10 protein-coding genes and 2 pseudogenes are annotated in these 17107 nt (G+C 36.4%); 5 read left to right on the forward strand and 7 right to left on the reverse strand.

What is annotated here, in order from left to right; genetic code table 11:
* The first annotated feature begins 51 nt into the window (after positions 1-51).
* From prlC to RT723_RS04550, 3 genes and pseudogenes are all read left to right on the forward strand, one after another.
* Positions 52-2103: an oligopeptidase A gene (gene prlC / locus RT723_RS04540; RefSeq protein WP_315946032.1), complete on the forward strand. Its 2052-nt coding sequence runs from the start codon at positions 52-54 to the stop codon at positions 2101-2103.
* A gap of 124 nt (positions 2104-2227) precedes the next feature.
* A pseudogene (locus RT723_RS04545) lies at positions 2228-2752 on the forward strand (DNA-3-methyladenine glycosylase I); the annotation flags it as partial.
* 111 nt (positions 2753-2863) lie between these two features.
* Positions 2864-4228 (forward strand): tyrosine-type recombinase/integrase, encoded by a 1365-nt coding sequence (locus tag RT723_RS04550; RefSeq protein WP_315946034.1) that lies wholly within the window; start codon positions 2864-2866, stop codon positions 4226-4228.
* Positions 4229-5000: 772 nt separating this feature from the next.
* On the opposite strand, the gene RT723_RS04555 is transcribed toward RT723_RS04550, so the two are convergent.
* The 3 genes and pseudogenes from RT723_RS04555 to RT723_RS04565 form a co-directional block, all read right to left on the reverse strand.
* Positions 5001-6551, reverse strand: a complete 1551-nt coding sequence (locus RT723_RS04555; protein WP_315946035.1) for a LytS/YhcK type 5TM receptor domain-containing protein — start codon at positions 6549-6551, stop codon at positions 5001-5003.
* Positions 6552-6566: 15 nt separating this feature from the next.
* Complete coding sequence (locus RT723_RS04560; RefSeq protein WP_315946036.1) at positions 6567-8105, reverse strand: methyl-accepting chemotaxis protein; 1539 nt, start codon at positions 8103-8105, stop codon at positions 6567-6569.
* 489 nt (positions 8106-8594) lie between these two features.
* Positions 8595-9277: pseudogene (locus RT723_RS04565) on the reverse strand (DNA-3-methyladenine glycosylase I).
* Between the two features lie 286 nt (positions 9278-9563).
* Here RT723_RS04565 and RT723_RS04570 point away from each other — a divergent pair.
* Together RT723_RS04570 and RT723_RS04575 are read left to right on the forward strand one after the other, a co-directional pair.
* Positions 9564-9839 carry a helix-turn-helix transcriptional regulator gene (locus RT723_RS04570; protein ID WP_315946037.1) on the forward strand — a complete coding sequence of 92 codons (276 nt, stop codon included), beginning with the start codon at positions 9564-9566 and terminating at the stop codon, positions 9837-9839.
* Positions 9840-9922: 83 nt separating this feature from the next.
* Positions 9923-10339: a hypothetical protein gene (locus RT723_RS04575; RefSeq protein WP_315946038.1), complete on the forward strand. Its 417-nt coding sequence runs from the start codon at positions 9923-9925 to the stop codon at positions 10337-10339.
* Between the two features lie 963 nt (positions 10340-11302).
* Here RT723_RS04575 and RT723_RS04580 read toward each other — a convergent pair.
* The 4 genes from RT723_RS04580 to RT723_RS04595 are packed head-to-tail and all read right to left on the reverse strand — an operon-like array spanning position 11303 to position 17106.
* Positions 11303-12313, reverse strand: a complete 1011-nt coding sequence (locus RT723_RS04580; RefSeq protein ID WP_315946039.1) for a hypothetical protein — start codon at positions 12311-12313, stop codon at positions 11303-11305.
* A gap of 19 nt (positions 12314-12332) precedes the next feature.
* Positions 12333-13184, reverse strand: a complete 852-nt coding sequence (locus tag RT723_RS04585; RefSeq protein ID WP_315946040.1) for a M48 family metallopeptidase — start codon at positions 13182-13184, stop codon at positions 12333-12335.
* Positions 13185-13189: 5 nt separating this feature from the next.
* Positions 13190-16492, reverse strand: coding sequence for a type I restriction endonuclease subunit R (locus RT723_RS04590; protein WP_315946041.1), 3303 nt, complete (start codon positions 16490-16492; stop codon positions 13190-13192).
* Positions 16492-17106, reverse strand: coding sequence for an SLATT domain-containing protein (locus RT723_RS04595; protein ID WP_315946042.1), 615 nt, complete (start codon positions 17104-17106; stop codon positions 16492-16494). Before RT723_RS04595 ends, RT723_RS04590 begins: the two co-directional genes overlap by 1 nt.
* Position 17107 lies beyond the last annotated feature (1 nt).

The raw sequence follows: 17107 nt of genomic DNA on the forward strand, positions 1-17107 counted from the left end.
GATACTATTAATCTGTTAATTATCAAAATAATCGTAAATTATTGAGAACTCATGTCTGAACAAAACAATCCCCTACTCGCTAACCTCAACTTGCCTGCATTTTCAAAAATTAAACCTGAACATATTAAACCTGCAATAGAGCAGTTAATTGCAGAATGTAAAACAGTGATCAAAACAGCTGTTGAGCAAACGACACCAACATGGGAAAACTTAATACTTTCAATCGATGAAGTTGATGACAAGTTGAGTAAAGCTTGGTCGCCAGTATCGCATTTAAATTCAGTATTAAGCAGTGATGAACATCGTGAAGCATATGAGTCATGTCTACCGTTATTAACAGAATATTCTACTTGGGTGGGCCAGCATAAAGGCTTATATCACGCCTATAAAACGTTATCTGAATCAGAGGCGTTTGAGTCTTTTAATGCCACCCAACAAAAAGTAATTAACAACGCATTACGTGATTTTAAATTATCAGGCATTGATTTAGATGCTGACAAACAACAAAGATATGGTGAGATCCAAACACAACTTTCTGAGTTAAGTTCAACTTTTAGTAACAACGTATTAGATGCGACAAGTGCTTGGCAAAAGCTGATCACAGATGAATCTGAATTAGCAGGATTACCTGATTCAGCCATAGCCGCGGCTAAACAAATGGCACAAATGAAAGAATTAGACGGTTGGTTGTTTACCTTGGATTTCCCAAGTTACTTGCCTGTAATGACTTATTCGGAAAACAGTGAATTACGCCAAGAAATGTACACTGCATTTTCTACCCGTGCATCAGACCAAGGGCCAAATGCCGGTGAGTTTGATAATTCAGAGATCATTGACCAGTTATTAGCATTACGTCATGAAGTATCTAACCTTCTTGGTTTTGATACCTATGCGGATAAATCACTGGCAACTAAGATGGCTGAAAACACTCAGCAAGTGATTGGCTTTTTGGATCAATTGGCAGAAAAATCACATGCTCAAGCCCAACAAGACTTTGCCGAGTTAACCGAATTTGCCCAAACGGAATATGGCGTTTCTAGTTTAAACCCGTGGGATAATGCGTTTTACAGTGAAAAACTAAAACAACAAAAATACTCAATATCAGATGAAGCGTTACGTCCTTATTTCCCTGAAGACCGCGTATTGTCAGGTCTGTTTACCACAGTCAATAAGCTGTTTGGCATTACTGTAACTGAGCAAAAAGAAGGGATTGATACTTGGCATAAAGATGTACGCTTTTTTGATATCCACGACAGTGAAAATAACTACCGTGGTAGCTTTTACTTAGATTTATACGCTCGTGAGAAAAAACGTGGCGGTGCTTGGATGGACGACTGCAAAGGTCGTGCGTTATTAGCCGATGGTTCATTGCAAACCCCTGTGGCGTATTTAACGTGTAACTTTAATCAGCCTATTGGCGATCAAGCAGCGTTATTTACCCATGACGAAGTGATCACCTTGTTCCATGAGTTTGGTCATGGTATTCACCATATGCTGACACAAGTAGATGAAGCTGCGGTATCGGGCATTAATGGTGTAGCTTGGGATGCGGTTGAATTACCAAGTCAGTTCTTAGAAAACTGGTGCTGGGAAGAAGAAGCTTTACAGTTTATATCTGGTCATTTTGAAACGAACGAACCCTTACCAAAAGACATGTTAGATAAGATGTTAGCGGCGAAGAACTTCCAATCGGCCATGATGATGGTACGCCAAATAGAGTTTAGTTTGTTTGATTTCCGTATTCATGCCGAGTTTAACCCTGAAACCGGCGCGAAAGTGCAAGAAATCTTAGATGATGTACGTGATAAAGTTGCAGTGATTAAACCACCGGCGTTTAATCGTTTTCAGCACGGCTTTAGTCATATATTTGGAGGCGGTTATGCGGCAGGATATTACAGCTATAAATGGGCTGAAGTTTTATCTGCTGATGCGTTTGCTAAGTTTGAAGAAGAAGGTATTTTTAATCCTAATACCGGTGAGCAATTCTTAAATTGTATATTAGAGAAAGGGGGCAGTGCCGAACCTATGGAATTGTTTAAATCATTCCGTGGTCGCGAACCGCAAATAGACGCCCTTTTACGTCACTCTGGTATTACGGCTTAATTGCTATAAAGTAGCTTACACAGAGTTAAAGCGACACATATTTTGTTTGTTAATTAAACTCCCATGACAACGTGGGAGTTTTGCATTTTATACGTTAATTAATTGACCTAAACCTATGACCGAAATTAAAAACTTAGAGCCTTTTTCTGACATATTACACCGAGCCATTGAACGTAAAGGCGATAAAAGTTTTGTGTTAGATATGGCGGGGCAAACCTTTAGCCAAGACGAACTTGCTCAAATCCCAGATTCTATGTGGCTAGCGGCATTTACCAAACAAATATTCCAAAGTGGTTTTGTTTGGCGCGTGGTCGAACAAAAATGGCCGGGCTTTGAAGAAGTGTTTTTTAACTTTGATATTGAAAAAATGTTAATGATGTCTGACGACATGTGGGAGTCTAAATGCAAAGACGAACGCATCATTCGTAATGGCAAAAAAGTCATGACCATCAAAGACAACGCTCAAATGATATTCGAAATAGCAACTGAGCACGGGTCATTTGGACAGTTCATTGCAAACTGGCCAAAACACGACATTATAGGGTTGTGGGCGTTTCTTAAAAAACACGGTTCACGCCTTGGTGGTAATACCGGCCCTTATGCATTACGTAGAATGGGCTTTGATACCTTTTTAATTAGCCAAGACATAACCACATCTTCAATTCTTACAAATTAACCACATCTTCAATTATATCCATGAAGTGTTACTATATAGAGTAGTTGAAAAGTATGAAGCTATCATTTAAAAAAAGAGGTTAATGTGTTTTCTATAATTCAAACCGAAGTGAACTTAGGTGCATTGCCATCTTTTGATGGGGAACTAATTAAAGTCAAAGATAAACATCAGATTCGTTCTATTAATTACCAAAGAATGCACACAATAAATAAGTTCCCCCTGCTCTTTAATGATAGAAGATTAAATGATTGTCTTGAAGTAAACCTTTTTCTTGAATACAGGTATAAAGGTAAGTTCATTAGGCCCAAAAAAGGATCTCAAAGGAACTTCTTAGGTGGAGTAAGTGTAAAAACAATTAATAGCATAGCTAAATCGCTCAAAGTTTTTCTTACGTGGTTAGAGGACAAGGGAATTGAGTGGAAAGATTTATACGCAGTGGCAGAATCTGACAGAGCAAAAGAATGGTTACCTCCATATATATTTCGATCTCACTTAATTGAGCGAGTTAAGAAAAAAGAATTATCACTTGATACAGCTAACTTATATATTTCCCATGTTCGTCAGTTATATGAATGGGCATGGAAAACTAGACGCATTGAAAAGTTACCATTTAAATACACTGATAGAGTAATTAAGAAAAAGCGGTCAAATAATGAAGTAGATTTGATATTCACATCATTTATTAAAGATAAAGGTATGGTTATTCAAACTAATGACTTAAGCATTCCACGTAAGTTTCAACAAAAAAATATGGTATTAAATAATGGGTTGTCTCCTTTTAATCAAATAGAACTCAAGCAATTTTATTCCGCAGAATACATGCAAGCAGAATCGCGTAGGTTATGGGCTGATTTAGCTTTGTTATGTGGCTTACGCGCTTTCGAAGTGACGCTATTAAATGAAAGAGATATTGTTAATACTAGCCTAGATGAAACTAAGGTTTATTCTGTGAGTATTATTGGTAAGTTTCAAAAACATAGAGTAATACTTATCCCAAGAACTTTAATGACTCGTTTATGGGCTTATAAAAATTCACCGGATAGGTTAAGACGTTCTGTAAAATGGGATTGTCATCATAGTCAAATTGATAAACCATTATTTATAAATCGTTCGGGTAATCGCTTAAATGAAGGCTCGATTACGAATATAACATCTATTACAACAAGTGAATTAACTACTAACAAATTAAAGTTTAAACGCTCATTTCACGATCTACGATCTACATTTGCCACATCTTTAGCTCGTTACTTATTGGGTCAGAATATGCCGCTTGGGTTTATTCAATACAAAATAATGTCTTTAATGGGGCATTCAAATTTTTCAACGACTCAAAGATATATTGATCTGGCTAGAACTACTACATATGATAAAAAAATGAAATCTTGGGTAGATGAGGTATTTGGAGAATTAGTACAAGATCTACAACCACATACTACCAACGAACCTTAAACTATCGTTCTTCCGTTGCAAAATCCAGTTTTATAGCGCTTTATAAACCGTAATAAATCATCTTTAAGTTAGGCGGTTATTTAGAAGCTACACCGGAAGTTCATAAAAATGTCTTTGTAGACATTTTGAAGGGTTATTTGAATCAATCTAGGGACTGCCACTAATTGGGAAGTAATTTCGGGCTTTTTTGTTAACGTACTCTGTGGTAATAGCGTGTTAATGTTTAACACGCCAATGGACAGAAATGAGTTACTACGGATCGCATCATGGAGCCTAAACCGGTCTAAAATCACATGCATTAATCATCAAATTTAATGATCACTTTGATACGAAACCGGACGTTTGTAGTGGATTACCTAGCGACTAGTGAACCGACAAAGCGGTCATAAAGTTGGTTGAGATTTATTGCCTTAAAACTATCAAATCAAACTGCTCTAAAAAGCAGAATAATTTGACCGTTCTGGCAACTTAGCGGTCATAAACAGTGTTCAAACTTTTATTTCCGAAGTTTCCTGATTGGGGACGTTCTCCATAGATAAAAACATGAGTCTTTGATGATAACTTTTTGCCAATGAGTCGTTCAGCCTGGATGTGAACAAAGCCACCAAAAAGGTCATTAGTCATTAAACTTCAACATCATAACGGCAACTTTGTCGGATATAGCATTTCTTTAGGTGCATTATTAAATGGCGGGAGAGTGCTAGTTCAGTTTGGAATGACATGTTAACCGTTAGGTTATAGTCGTTTAGAGTCATACAGTAAGCTCTGCTGATTAGTAATCATTAAATTTATCCCTAATAGCTAAAAATTCATCTAAATTGTCAAAAAATATATCAATTAACTTGGGATCGAAGTGCTTTCCTTTCTCATCTTTAAATAGGTTGAATATTTTTTCTTCATCCCATGCTTTTTTATAGCAACGTTCACTACCAAGCGCATCAAACACATCGGCCACTGCCGTTATACGTCCGTAGATATGTATATTTTCGCCACTAAGACCTTGCGGGTAGCCACTCCCATCATATTTTTCATGATGTTCATAAGCTACGATAGCTGCAGCTTTTAGAAGTGGTCTTGATGAGTCCATTAGCATGTCATGACCAATCTGCGCATGTGTCTGCATGATTATCCATTCTTCAGCATCAAGTTTACCTGGCTTATTTAAGATAGCATCGGGTATGCCTACTTTTCCAATATCATGCATTGGACTCGCCTGCTTGATAAGCTCAGCTTCATCTTCACTTAAACCAGAATAAAGAGCCAACAACTTTGAATACTCAGCAACCCTTCTTACGTGATTTCCGGTTTCTTTGCTACGAGTTTCACCAATTTCCCCCATCCTGAAAATAACTTCTCGCTGCGTTTCTGCTATTTCTTCGTGGAGTTGCTCGACTTCTTTTCTATCTGTAATATCGAATCTTGTTGCAATATATCCAATATGCTTTCCATCAGAATCAAATTCAGGTTCTATTCGTGAATCTACCCAATAATGATCGCCACATTTCTTTCTATTTTTCAAGGTAATGTGGAAAGCCTTTTTTTGCTTTATTGTTTTCCATAAGTTTTCAAATACTGATGAAGGTGTATCTGGATGCCTTACGATTTTATGTGGCTGCCCCACCAACTCAGTCAATTCGAAACCACTTATTTCGCAAAATGCCTTACTCGCATGCGTTATTTTTCCTGTTAAATCTGTTTTTGAAAAAATAACATTCCTATCAAAATCATCAAGCGTTTTACTTAATGCTTGCTCAGTATTAAAACGGTCTTCAGCGTCTTTTAACAGCATGCCGAGGAATGCTGTAGCGGGTGTAAAAATAAGAATGAACGGGAAAGCAATCGTGGACATTACCCTCCCAACTACATCTGCGGGCAGCTGAGTAAATAATAGTACTGTGACAACGTGCACCAAAAGGCCAAATAACAGGAGCTGTACGATGTTAACTTTCATCCAGCCTTTATGAACACAGTAACGATAGCCTAAACCAAGGCAGGTAGATGCGATAACGACTGCAACACCAACATAAACGCCACCACCACCAAGAAATAACCGATACACTCCTGTAAGAGCAGCAGCAATAACTGAAACGATTGGACCACCGAATAAGCCCGCCATACTAAGGACTACCGTACGGGGGTCGAAAATGACTCCTGGGGTAATCTCAATCGGCAGCATCATGCCTATAATGCAAACCCCTCCAAAAATCCCCCCTGACACTACTTGTTTTGCAAGTTCATTTTTGCTTATAAAACGAACGGCAAAGCTTTGTAATAAACAAAGTGACAATAGTAGAGCTGTAGTCTTGATGAGTTCAATTATCATAAGTGTAAAGGTTTCTTATTTAAAGGTTGTACTTAATTTTCCGATATCTTCAGCACTTTTATTTACGGCTATTCCATAGTTATTCACTTTCGAAGCAAGTATGGTGTTTTTCTTAGAAAGATCATCTATGGTATGAACACTATGCGTTATTTGATTGGCAACAACACTTTGCTCTTCAGCCGCTGTTGCAATTTGAGCTGTCATATCGCTAACATCATTAACATTGCCAATAATATTTTCCATGGCTTGTTTTATTTTAGTGCTATCTTCAGAGCATTCTTCGGCATTAGCTTTACTAGCAAGCATCACTTGGCTCCAATTTTCTAATGTTTTTTGTAATTCCGTTACTGAGCTTTGGATCTGAACGGTTGCTCCCTGAGTCCTACTCGCAAGAGTTCTTACTTCATCGGCAACAACAGCAAAACCTCGACCCTGTTCGCCCGCTCTTGCAGCTTCAATTGCAGCATTTAAGGCAAGTAAATTTGTTTGATCCGCAATTCCCTGAATTTCAGACATGATCGTTGAAATTTTATTGACATCGGTTACCAATTCAAGCGCATTGCTGGCAGCTTTTTCAACATTACCCGCCAAACAATTAATTTTGTTTTGGCTGATTTCGATAACATTGATATTTTCCCTACATTCGTTTTGTACGATTAACACTTTGTCATGTGTCTGATTGGTATTTAAACTGACTTCATCAATCGTCGCACTCATTTCAGTGATGGCGGTTGCAAATTGTGCAAGATGTGAGTTCTCTTCTTCTATACTTTCGAGCATTTCTATTGAAGCGCTCTGTAATTCATTAGCAAGCCTTACCAGTTCCTGTCCAGAGTCATGACTACGTCCTAGTATTGTTCTTATCCGAGCTTTATATAACTCTAAAGGATAAGCGATAATACCTAATGCTCCCTTTCCTGAGAAAATTAGACGTGAGGGACTATCGAATAGTTTTTTCGTGGTCGTGACGTAATTTGGAAAGGTGAACAGTTCGGGTGAAAAAACCAGAAAGAGCAAAGCGATACAACTTAGTAACACGATAGACGGCACGATTGAGCTCGTATATGCCCAAACACCAAAAGATGCCATGGCGATAAGAACGATAGCAACTAACTTTCTCATGTTAACGTTAGTATCTAAACCTGAGACAGTGCACCCATTGTTCAGGGTATCATATAGCTGTTGAGCGTTTTGTTTTTGCTCGTGACTCGGCAATGTTCTCACGGACTGATAGCCAGTAACTTTTCCATTTTCATAGACGGGGGTTACGTAGGCATCGACCCAATAGTAATCGCCATTTTTACAACGATTTTTAACCATGCCTCGCCAAGAATTATCTTGTTTAAGTTTACTCCATAAATCAGCAAAAGCAGCTTTAGGCATTGATGGATGTCTAACTATATTATGATGTTGTCCTATGAGCTCATCAAGAGAGTATCCGGCAATTTCACAGAATTCCTTATTAGCGTAAGTTATTCTTCCCTCAAGATCAGTAATAGATACTAATTGTTCATTTTCTGAAAAATTTCTTTCACTACCTGATGTATGATTCATAACACTCAATATTAATACGCTAATAAAAACCAGTAATTTAGATTAATTAAATACAACATCAAAGTTAACAATTCGATGTAAATGTAAATGTAAATGTAAATGTAAATTAAAATAAAACTAATAACTTGATCTAGATCAGCATAAAGACTAATTGGCAATTAAAATTAAATCAGGTGCAGAAAATAATCTTAGATGATTCTGGTATTAAGCAATATAAAAAGGCTGTCAACGGTTAGCCCATTATTTTTTTCACAAAAAAAGGGTGTTTTATCATTCTAACGGGACAAATCACCTCGTACTTGACGGGGCGGATTAGTGCATAGCCTTTGATTAGTAACTTCCGCTTTTGGCTAGATGCTGACGTAAACCTCAACAAACATCTAATATCTGCAATGTCGAATAATAGACCCTCGCTAACTTACTTTGGGGCAGAGACGAGTTTGCCAATAACTCATTTATTGACAAAAGCGTGTTTACAGCTAATGAAAATTACACTACATGATTATCGCCAACTGAAAATGCGACTATTTGACTTAGCGCTTGTAAGCTTAAGCTTGACTCCTCATGCCATGTATTGAATGAGTTTTGAATTATATTCAAGTTGCGTTTAGATGTTAAACCACCTTCTATAAGCCTGTTAGCTCTGAAATATGTTTCAACATCTTTGCTGAGTAAAAAAGTATCTTTGCCTAATTGTCGAAGTGCGTATGGGCCAGTGTTGCCACCCAGTCGAGATCCTTCTTTTTTAAAAAAGACCACAAACCTATTATGTCAGTAGATGGCCATTCAGCTATAAACTTTCCAATTGAACCGTGTTCCGTGTCTATCTCATAAATCATTTGGGCATTGGCTTTGATAGTCATTATTTTTTTGCCATTTCGGATGATGCGTTGATCTTTGCTTTTTAAATCCCACATTTTATCAGGCATCATCAGTATTTTTTCAATATTAAAATTAAAAAATACTTCTTCAAATCCTGACCATTTATTATTAACCACGTTCCAAACAAAACCTGATTGAAATATTTTTCTTGAGAACTCGGCTAAAAATCTACTATTACTAATAGACCTAATATAATTATTATCTAAAGGCATTGTTAATAAATTTGATAAATTAGCTTCATTACCTTTTCGTTCAACAGCCCTAGCGTAAATTTTATTAAATTTTTCCATGATTCGATCTATTATTAGTTTTAGAAACGGGAGTTTACAATAGATACCATAAACTCTCAAAAGCCTACACTGAGCAATACTCTTATGACACTAGTTGATGAACTTTCGAGTCTTGCTAAATGTGGGGTTAATTTATCTATGACTTAGCCGTTAGAGTTGGATTTAATTGTTAGCTCTTTATTTTTTAGGCTTCGTGGAATTTGAACCTTATAGTATATAAGTTGAATTTGGAATTAGATAATATAGTCAGTGGCTTAATTAAATATTTATGAAGAGGATTTTCATTATGGATAATAATCACACATTTGAAGCAAAATTAGGTGCTCCTAAACCAGCTTCACATTACCTAAAGTTTTGGTTTAAAAACCAAGAGCTAAGCGCACCCCATGCAGCTAAAGTACTTGGGGTAAGTAAGTCCACTGTAACCAGATTATTGAACGGGGAAGGTAAGTTATCGATTGAAATTGCTAATAAACTATTCGTTAAATATAATATTGATCCATACCTTTTATTTTCGTTAGATGCTCAATACAAGTCACATATAGCTAAATCAATAGTGTGATACCATTACACCCAATTTTTAACTTAATAGATTCCCATGTAATTAACGTTGTCACTTCATCAAATAAACGAAAGAGATTTACTATGAATTCAGATAACAATGAAAACAACAACTTCGTGGTTTCTGACTTAATCATAAAAGCAAAAGAAGTTCTTGGTTTAAACAAAACCGATATGAGTAAATTTTTATATATATCTAGAATAATTTTAGACAAGCATATTAAAGGTGGAGTGGTAGAAGATAGGCAACGTTACGAAATGTTAAATGATGCAGTAAAAGATATTTATAGTGTATTTGGTTCTACACTTTCACCTTTTTCGAGCAATGTTATGATCGATGGTAAAACATTTAAACAACACATATTAGAAAGTGTTGATTTACAGGATATTGTCAAAGCAGCGAATTTATTAGCTACTAAAACAAAAAGTGCATATTGTAACAATGCAGAGGCTAATTCTAAAAGTTACATAAATACAATAGGTGTGGGCATAATAGGCTAGTTAGGTATCCGTTCAGCTGCAATAGCTTATAATAACTAGTTACTTACCGATGTTATTAATATTTAAATTAATCTAGGACCGATCATTTGACATCCCTCTTTATTTTTCTATTTGAATATACTTTATATAAATTTTTTTAATTAAATCAATTTATTTTCCGAAATCATATCACAATTTAATTGTATTTTTACCTACACAATAGAATATATTAGTTTCAATGTTTCACTGCAATTAACAGCTTAGTTTCGATCACTATTGCGAATGGAATAGCTTAATTTGAATATTTGACTGGAATTTCGATAGCTTAGTTTCGATCACTATTGCCAATGGAATAGCTTAATTTCAATGTTTCACTGGAATTAATAGCTAAATCTCGATCACTATTGCCAATGGAATAGCTTAATTTGAATATTTGACTGGAATTTCGATAGCTTAGTTTCGATCACTTTTGCCAATGGAATAGCTTAATTTCAATATTTTCACTGGAATTAATAGCTAAATATCGATCTCTATTGCCAATGGAATAGCTTAGTTTCAATGTTTCACTGGAATTAATAGCTAAATCTCGATCTCTATTACCAATGGAATAGCTTAGTTTGAATATTTGACTGGCCTCTCGATAGCTTAGTTTCAATACTCAGGATGCAATTAACAGCTTAGTTTCGATCACTATTGCCAATGGAATAGCTTAGTTTCAATATTCAGAGTGCATTAATAGCTTAATCCCGATCTTATTTGACCACTCCAGTTTTTCTCGATAGTATTGAGGGCATAAAAAAGGAGAATCAATGATTCTCCTTTTTTATGGTGATTTAATTGTTAGGCCTTTCAGGTATCTGGGAAACAACTTCTAATACTTCATTTTCTGTCAGTTACGATGAATTTAATTCTTTGTGCTTGTCGAGCAATTTTAAGCAACGATTGATTAATGTTTGCAAAGACAATGAATCTTTTGATTGTGACTCAGTTTAGTGGGCCTTTGATACCTATTAGTTGATCATATGGTTTTATTTGAAAGGGATGTAACTCATGATAAACATAGTCATCAAACCATATTTGTATCTTTTTGACTAAATTTGTCCCTTGTAAAGCGGTATCTTTAGCTAAATTATCAAAATCGGTAATGGCTAACTGTTTTTCAAAAGGAGTTGACCTCACTAGCCCATGAATGGTTGTATTTCGTTTCTTTCTCCATTCATCGACTTTAGAAAATAATTCAAGTTTATTGATCTTTAAGCAAAGTGAAATCAACTCATATAGGCTTTTACTATCTGATTGCTTCTTTTTATGACTTAAAAATAGAGCCAGTTTGTCGGATATAATACTTTCTTGAAGTGTAATCGCTTCAAGGTAGTAACCATCTTTGATTGCCTTTGTAATTCTGGCATTAGCGATTTCTGTAATACTGTCTTTAACAAGTAAAGTTTCAGTAACATCTATCTCAAACTCTTTAGTTAATATTATATTTTGTAATTGAGCTTTGAGTTCGCCTGAACTATCAACTTCTTTGGTTAAACCACGAATGTCACAAAACAACTTATTTAGAAATGCATAACTATAAACATCAGTTGATTGAAGCCAGTAAGCATAATAGTTATCGTCATTAGCCTTGTTAATATTTTGAAGGTACTCACCTAATGTCCAGATAAATTGGTGGATGTACTCTATAAATGCTGTGACATGTAGAAGTATTAATTCCCCATTCGGGTATATGTGAAACTGATCTTGCGGTACTTCAGCATTAGTTAGTTTTTGAAACCATGAAGGTGCTTGTGGAGACTCAGAAACTATTTTAATCAGAAGTTGTCCAATAAGATTAGGGTTGTTACTCGTGTATTTATTATCTCTAGAGAGGCATTCTGATAAGTAAACAGAGAAGGCATATACATCTAATCTTCCTTCGTTAAAAAATGAATAGTTCTTAATAAACTCATAAAATTTTTGGTCTACTTGATTGTTGTTAGTTTCCATCATTTTAATATCCCTATTGCCCTTACTCATTTAAATACAACTCCGCCATATCATCCAACTTGGCTTTAACTTCTTTCCAATTAGGCATTACTTGGGTTAGCAATCGCCAAAACTTTTCGCTGTGATTGTGTTCTGCAATATGGCAAAGCTCATGTAATATCACGTAATCAATACATTCTTTAGGGGCTTTAATTAGATGGGGGTTAAGCATTAAGTTGCCTTTAGTTGAGCAGCTTCCCCATTGCTTCTTCATAGCCATCACTCTAAATGATGGAATGTCTGTAACCCATGTCGCTTTAGGTAACATTTTATTTAAGCGTTCATGAAAAATTGCTTTAGCTTTATGTTGATACCATCGGTCAATTAATGGCTTTATTTTACACGCCCGGTCATCATTGATTGAACCTAAATTTTGTTGAATTGTTACATTCAATTTACCACGACTAAGCTTAACGTTAGACACTTGCTCAGAATCAATGAGAACTTTTAAAACATAGCGTCTACCTAAGTAAAACTGGCTTTCACCGCTAACATAGCGTTTGGGTAAAATGTAATCTTTTTGCTTCGCAAACTCTTCTATATTTTGCCAAATCCATCGGGCACGTTTAAGCATAGCCTTTTGAATCGAATCATCGGTAGCATCATGTGGCACTGTTGCAATCACACGTTGATCGGGATGCACCTTTATCACCACCTTACGAGCAATAGCTTTACTAGAGATAACCTTGCTGCTTTGTGATTTACGGATCACATCATAATGAATCATGTCATTACCGTAATAAAATGCACCACGCTCAGCCGTTTTAGTGTGGCTTTTTGGGGTAATAATGTCAGCAGCCATTGAAGAATTAGCCCCGGTTAATGAATTTTCCATCAACATTAACCTCTTGATAAACCAAGGCGGGTAATTTTAAGCACTGCTTCAATGAGCTTTTCAGCATTATCAATACCGATATCGCCAAACAACATCGGTAGTAACTTCATACTGATGGCATTTTCAATTTCGGCAGGGTTGATAGAGTATTCAGCTACAGCATTGTTAACAACTTCATCAATATTAAAAGCAAGCGCTACTAACTTCTCATTATCTAATGATTGTTCAATTAAATAGTCTGAGCCAAACACATGCTTAAACAAACCAAAATAGGCTTGAGCATGTTTATTTAACTTGCCTGAATCATCGGTAAAGTCGTTTGGAATGTCGGCAACTTTTCGCTCTTTTACCTCTTGTTCAAAGTCAGCAAACAAGATGTATTGTTTAACTGGCGCATCAAACATCTCCTTAGTTTTTTCAATTGCTTTCTTTAATAGATTAGAGAAATACTCTTGTGCATAAGGATCATCAGCAAGATCTTCTTCAATCATTTTAGTGATGCGACCCGTGATTTTGTCTGTTTGGTTTCGAGCTTCATCATCACTTAAATCTTGCGGTTTAACATTTTTACCCAGATTACCAACCAAATAAGCACCATCAGGTTCTTTTACCTCAATACCCGCAATATGTTTATCTAATAAGCTGCGTATATCTTCAGCGTATTCATCGTAATTGACGGTTTCATTGGCATCTTCACGCACCTGTTTACGCAGGTCTACAAAGGCTTTTAAGTCACGTTTATACAAGTCACGTTTGCTATCGAAAGACTTATCTTCAAAGTAGCTAGCAGATTGTAAAGCGACCTTAATACAGTTAGAAAAAACAGTAAGGGCAGAGTAAAAATCATCACGCTTTTTAAGATTAGTATCAACCAGCTTGCCATCTATATCCTGTACTTTAGGGGCTAATGCTTGCCTTAATGCAGGGCCATCTTGCTTATTTTTAACGTTCGAAAAAATATCCCATAGTTCACTATGTAAGCCTGGTAACTTTTTGTATTCCGTATCCATGCGGTTATATAAACCTTTAAGATCGTCTATATCAAAGCCACCCTGGGTGCGTTCCGCCAAGTCTTGGTATTTTTCAATGGTGGTATCGAGTTCTTTCAAAATGCCACGGTAATCAATTAAGTAACCAAACTGCTTTTTACTGTGTAAACGGTTTACGCGAGCAATGGCTTGTATCAGATTGTGCTCTTTAAGTGGCTTGTCGATATAAAGTACCGTGTTTTTAGGCTCGTCAAAGCCCGTTAGTAGCTTATCGACCACTATCATGATGTCAGGGCCATCGTCACGGCTAAAGTCTTCTATAATGGCTTTTGTGTAAGCTTTTTCATCGCCCCCGTAGGTTTGTGCAACGTTGCCTTTCCACCAGTTTTGAACGATGTCTTTACTGTCTTGATCAACAACGTCATGGCCTTCACGGGTATCAGGCGCTGACATTGCAACAACAGAAGTCACAGAGCCTATTTTATCTAATGCATTCTTATAGCGAATAGCCGAAGCTTTTGAGTCACAGGCTAATTGGCCCTTTAAACCTTGTTGTTTGAAATTTTGGAAATGATCAGAAATATCGTAAGCAATCAGATCAATTCGACCTTCAGCTTGGTAAATTTGACCTTTTTGTGAAAACTTCTTCTTTAAATCAGTTCGTTGTTTTTCGCTTAATTTACTAGTGCTGCGCTCAAACCAAGCATCAATGGCTTGGTCATTCACGTTTAATTCAGGTATACGCTCTTCATACAATAAAGGCGTTACGGTTTTATCTTCAACGGCTTGTTGCATGGTATACGAGTGGATTATTTTACCGAACTTATTTTCAGTCTTATCATCTTTTAATAGTGGTGTACCTGTGAATGCAATAAAGGCTGCTTTTGGCAGTGTTTGCTGCATTCGAATATTGTTTTCACCGTTTTGGCTACGATGGCCTTCATCTACTAATACGATAATATTGGGGCTGTCGTTAAAACATTCTTTTTGCTTAATGGCAGAACCAAACTTATTGATGATTGAAAAGATAACACGTTCATTACCTTTACCAATTTGTTCTGCTAAACGCTTGCCAGATGTTGCCATAGCGTCTTTCTTATCTCTGTCAGTCAGTACACCACCAGAGGCAAAAGTACGGCTAAGCTGATCTTCTAAATCAACTCTGTCAGTTACGATGATCACACGAACTTGTGATAGTTCTTCTAACCAAACAAGGGCTTTGGATAAAAACACCATAGTAAACGACTTACCACTGCCTGTTGTATGCCAAATAACACCGCCTTCACGAGCACCTGCTGCATCAAAGGTATTAATACGTTCAACTAAAGCTTTAATGCCAAATACTTGCTGATAACGAGCGACAATCTTACCTGCTTTTTTATCGAACAAAGTAAACAAGCGAGTCATCTCAAGTAAACGCTCAGGGCGTAATAAACTGATGATCAGTCTATCTTGGTCGGTAACGGTTAAATCACCTGCGGAAATTAACGATAAGTAGTCATCTTTAGCGTAAGCGGGGCGATGATTGAACAAACTATTGAGCTGTTTATCATTAAGGTTACGATTTTTTAGGCGAACAAACTCAGCTTCAGGTATTAACTCTTCTTTCCACTTTGCCCAGAATTTTTCAGGTGTGCCGCATGTAGCATATAAACCTTCGTGCCCATTAACCGACAAAAGCAACTGGCTATAAGCAAACAAGTGAGGGATTTCTTGTTGCCCTTGATTACGAATTTGCTGAGAAATTGCCTCCGCATTGGTCGATTTACCCTCTTTATTAGAATCAGGGCGTTTTGCCTCAATCACCACCAAAGGTAAGCCATTTACAAAACAAACAATATCAGGAATACGATTACCTGTGCCTTCAGCATTTTGTACCACTAGCTCTTCGGTAAAATGGAATTCGTTGTTTTCGATAGTGTGCCAGTCGATAAGCTGAATAGTTGGTGAGGCTTTTTTTCCATCAACAAACTCAGTAACACTCACGCCATACATCATGGCGTTATAGAGCTTTTCATTAGCGGCTTTAAGCCCTAAATTCATTGCAGGGTTTAACTCATGCATCACTTTATCAATCGCAGCATCAGTGAGCTTGTGTTGCTTACCTGCAAAGGGAAACGTTTGTTTAGCTAAAAAATCACGCATGATTGGCATTAACACTACTTGGTGAGTGCTTTTTTTCTCTGCTGCAAATGGATTACCACGTAAGGCTTCACAATCACTAGGCGGAATGAACTGATAACCTAAATTAGTAAGCAAGGTTAATGCTGGGATTTTTGAACTAAATTCTTCTTGGAAATTTATGGTGGTTCTACTCATTAGTTGCCACCTTTAGTATTTATAAACTCGCAAACCACTGCAAGAATATTAGTACAATTAAATACTACGATTAAAGTGGTAACTATCAATGTTACCCATAATGTTAATGGAATTTTGTCTCTAAAAAAGCCAAAAGGTCGATAATTATCAATCCACCCAATTTGTTGTTCCCAGAAAAATTTATAATGAGCAAACCAAGTTGCGAACATTATATGATGGGATGCACAACTTTGATTATATTTAGCTTCAATATCTTGCAGCTCATTGTTTATTATCTCGGTATCTGGTGATTGATGTTCTGCTTTTAACATTAAGTGTTTTAGCTCATTAAATAAGTCAGTTAGTTTGATGCCTTTTGTTTCATAATTAGCTTTGTCCCCATTTTTCATTGTGATGTATAAACCAATGAGACCAAGTACAAGAAGGGTGCAAGACATAAGTTTTGTTGATAGCTCAGAAAAAGCTAGCGCATAAATACCAAAAGCCATTGAGATAAAACTAATTAATCCTGGAAGCTTTTCAATCATTTCAAAACTAGCAAAGTGCAATTTAGCTGAATACCCAACGTTGTAGGCAGTTTCAGCAATATGTTTTTTTAAGTTATTATTATCCATT

This window comes from Psychrosphaera aquimarina (genome assembly GCF_032461525.1).
GTDB lineage: Bacteria > Pseudomonadota > Gammaproteobacteria > Enterobacterales > Alteromonadaceae > Psychrosphaera > Psychrosphaera aquimarina.

Excerpts from the sequence above, each read along its gene's own strand:
- RT723_RS04580 (WP_315946039.1), bottom strand. The coding sequence starts at position 12,313 with ATGATGGAAACTAACAACAATCAAGTAGACCAAAAATTTTATGAGTTT.
- RT723_RS04560 (WP_315946036.1), bottom strand. The coding sequence starts at position 8,105 with ATGAATCATACATCAGGTAGTGAAAGAAATTTTTCAGAAAATGAACAA.
- RT723_RS04595 (WP_315946042.1), bottom strand. The coding sequence starts at position 17,106 with ATGGATAATAATAACTTAAAAAAACATATTGCTGAAACTGCCTACAAC.
- RT723_RS04585 (WP_315946040.1), bottom strand. The coding sequence starts at position 13,184 with ATGGAAAATTCATTAACCGGGGCTAATTCTTCAATGGCTGCTGACATT.
- RT723_RS04590 (WP_315946041.1), bottom strand. The coding sequence starts at position 16,492 with ATGAGTAGAACCACCATAAATTTCCAAGAAGAATTTAGTTCAAAAATC.
- RT723_RS04575 (WP_315946038.1), top strand. The coding sequence starts at position 9,923 with ATGAATTCAGATAACAATGAAAACAACAACTTCGTGGTTTCTGACTTA.
- prlC (WP_315946032.1), top strand. The coding sequence starts at position 52 with ATGTCTGAACAAAACAATCCCCTACTCGCTAACCTCAACTTGCCTGCA.
- RT723_RS04570 (WP_315946037.1), top strand. The coding sequence starts at position 9,564 with ATGGATAATAATCACACATTTGAAGCAAAATTAGGTGCTCCTAAACCA.
- RT723_RS04555 (WP_315946035.1), bottom strand. The coding sequence starts at position 6,551 with ATGATAATTGAACTCATCAAGACTACAGCTCTACTATTGTCACTTTGT.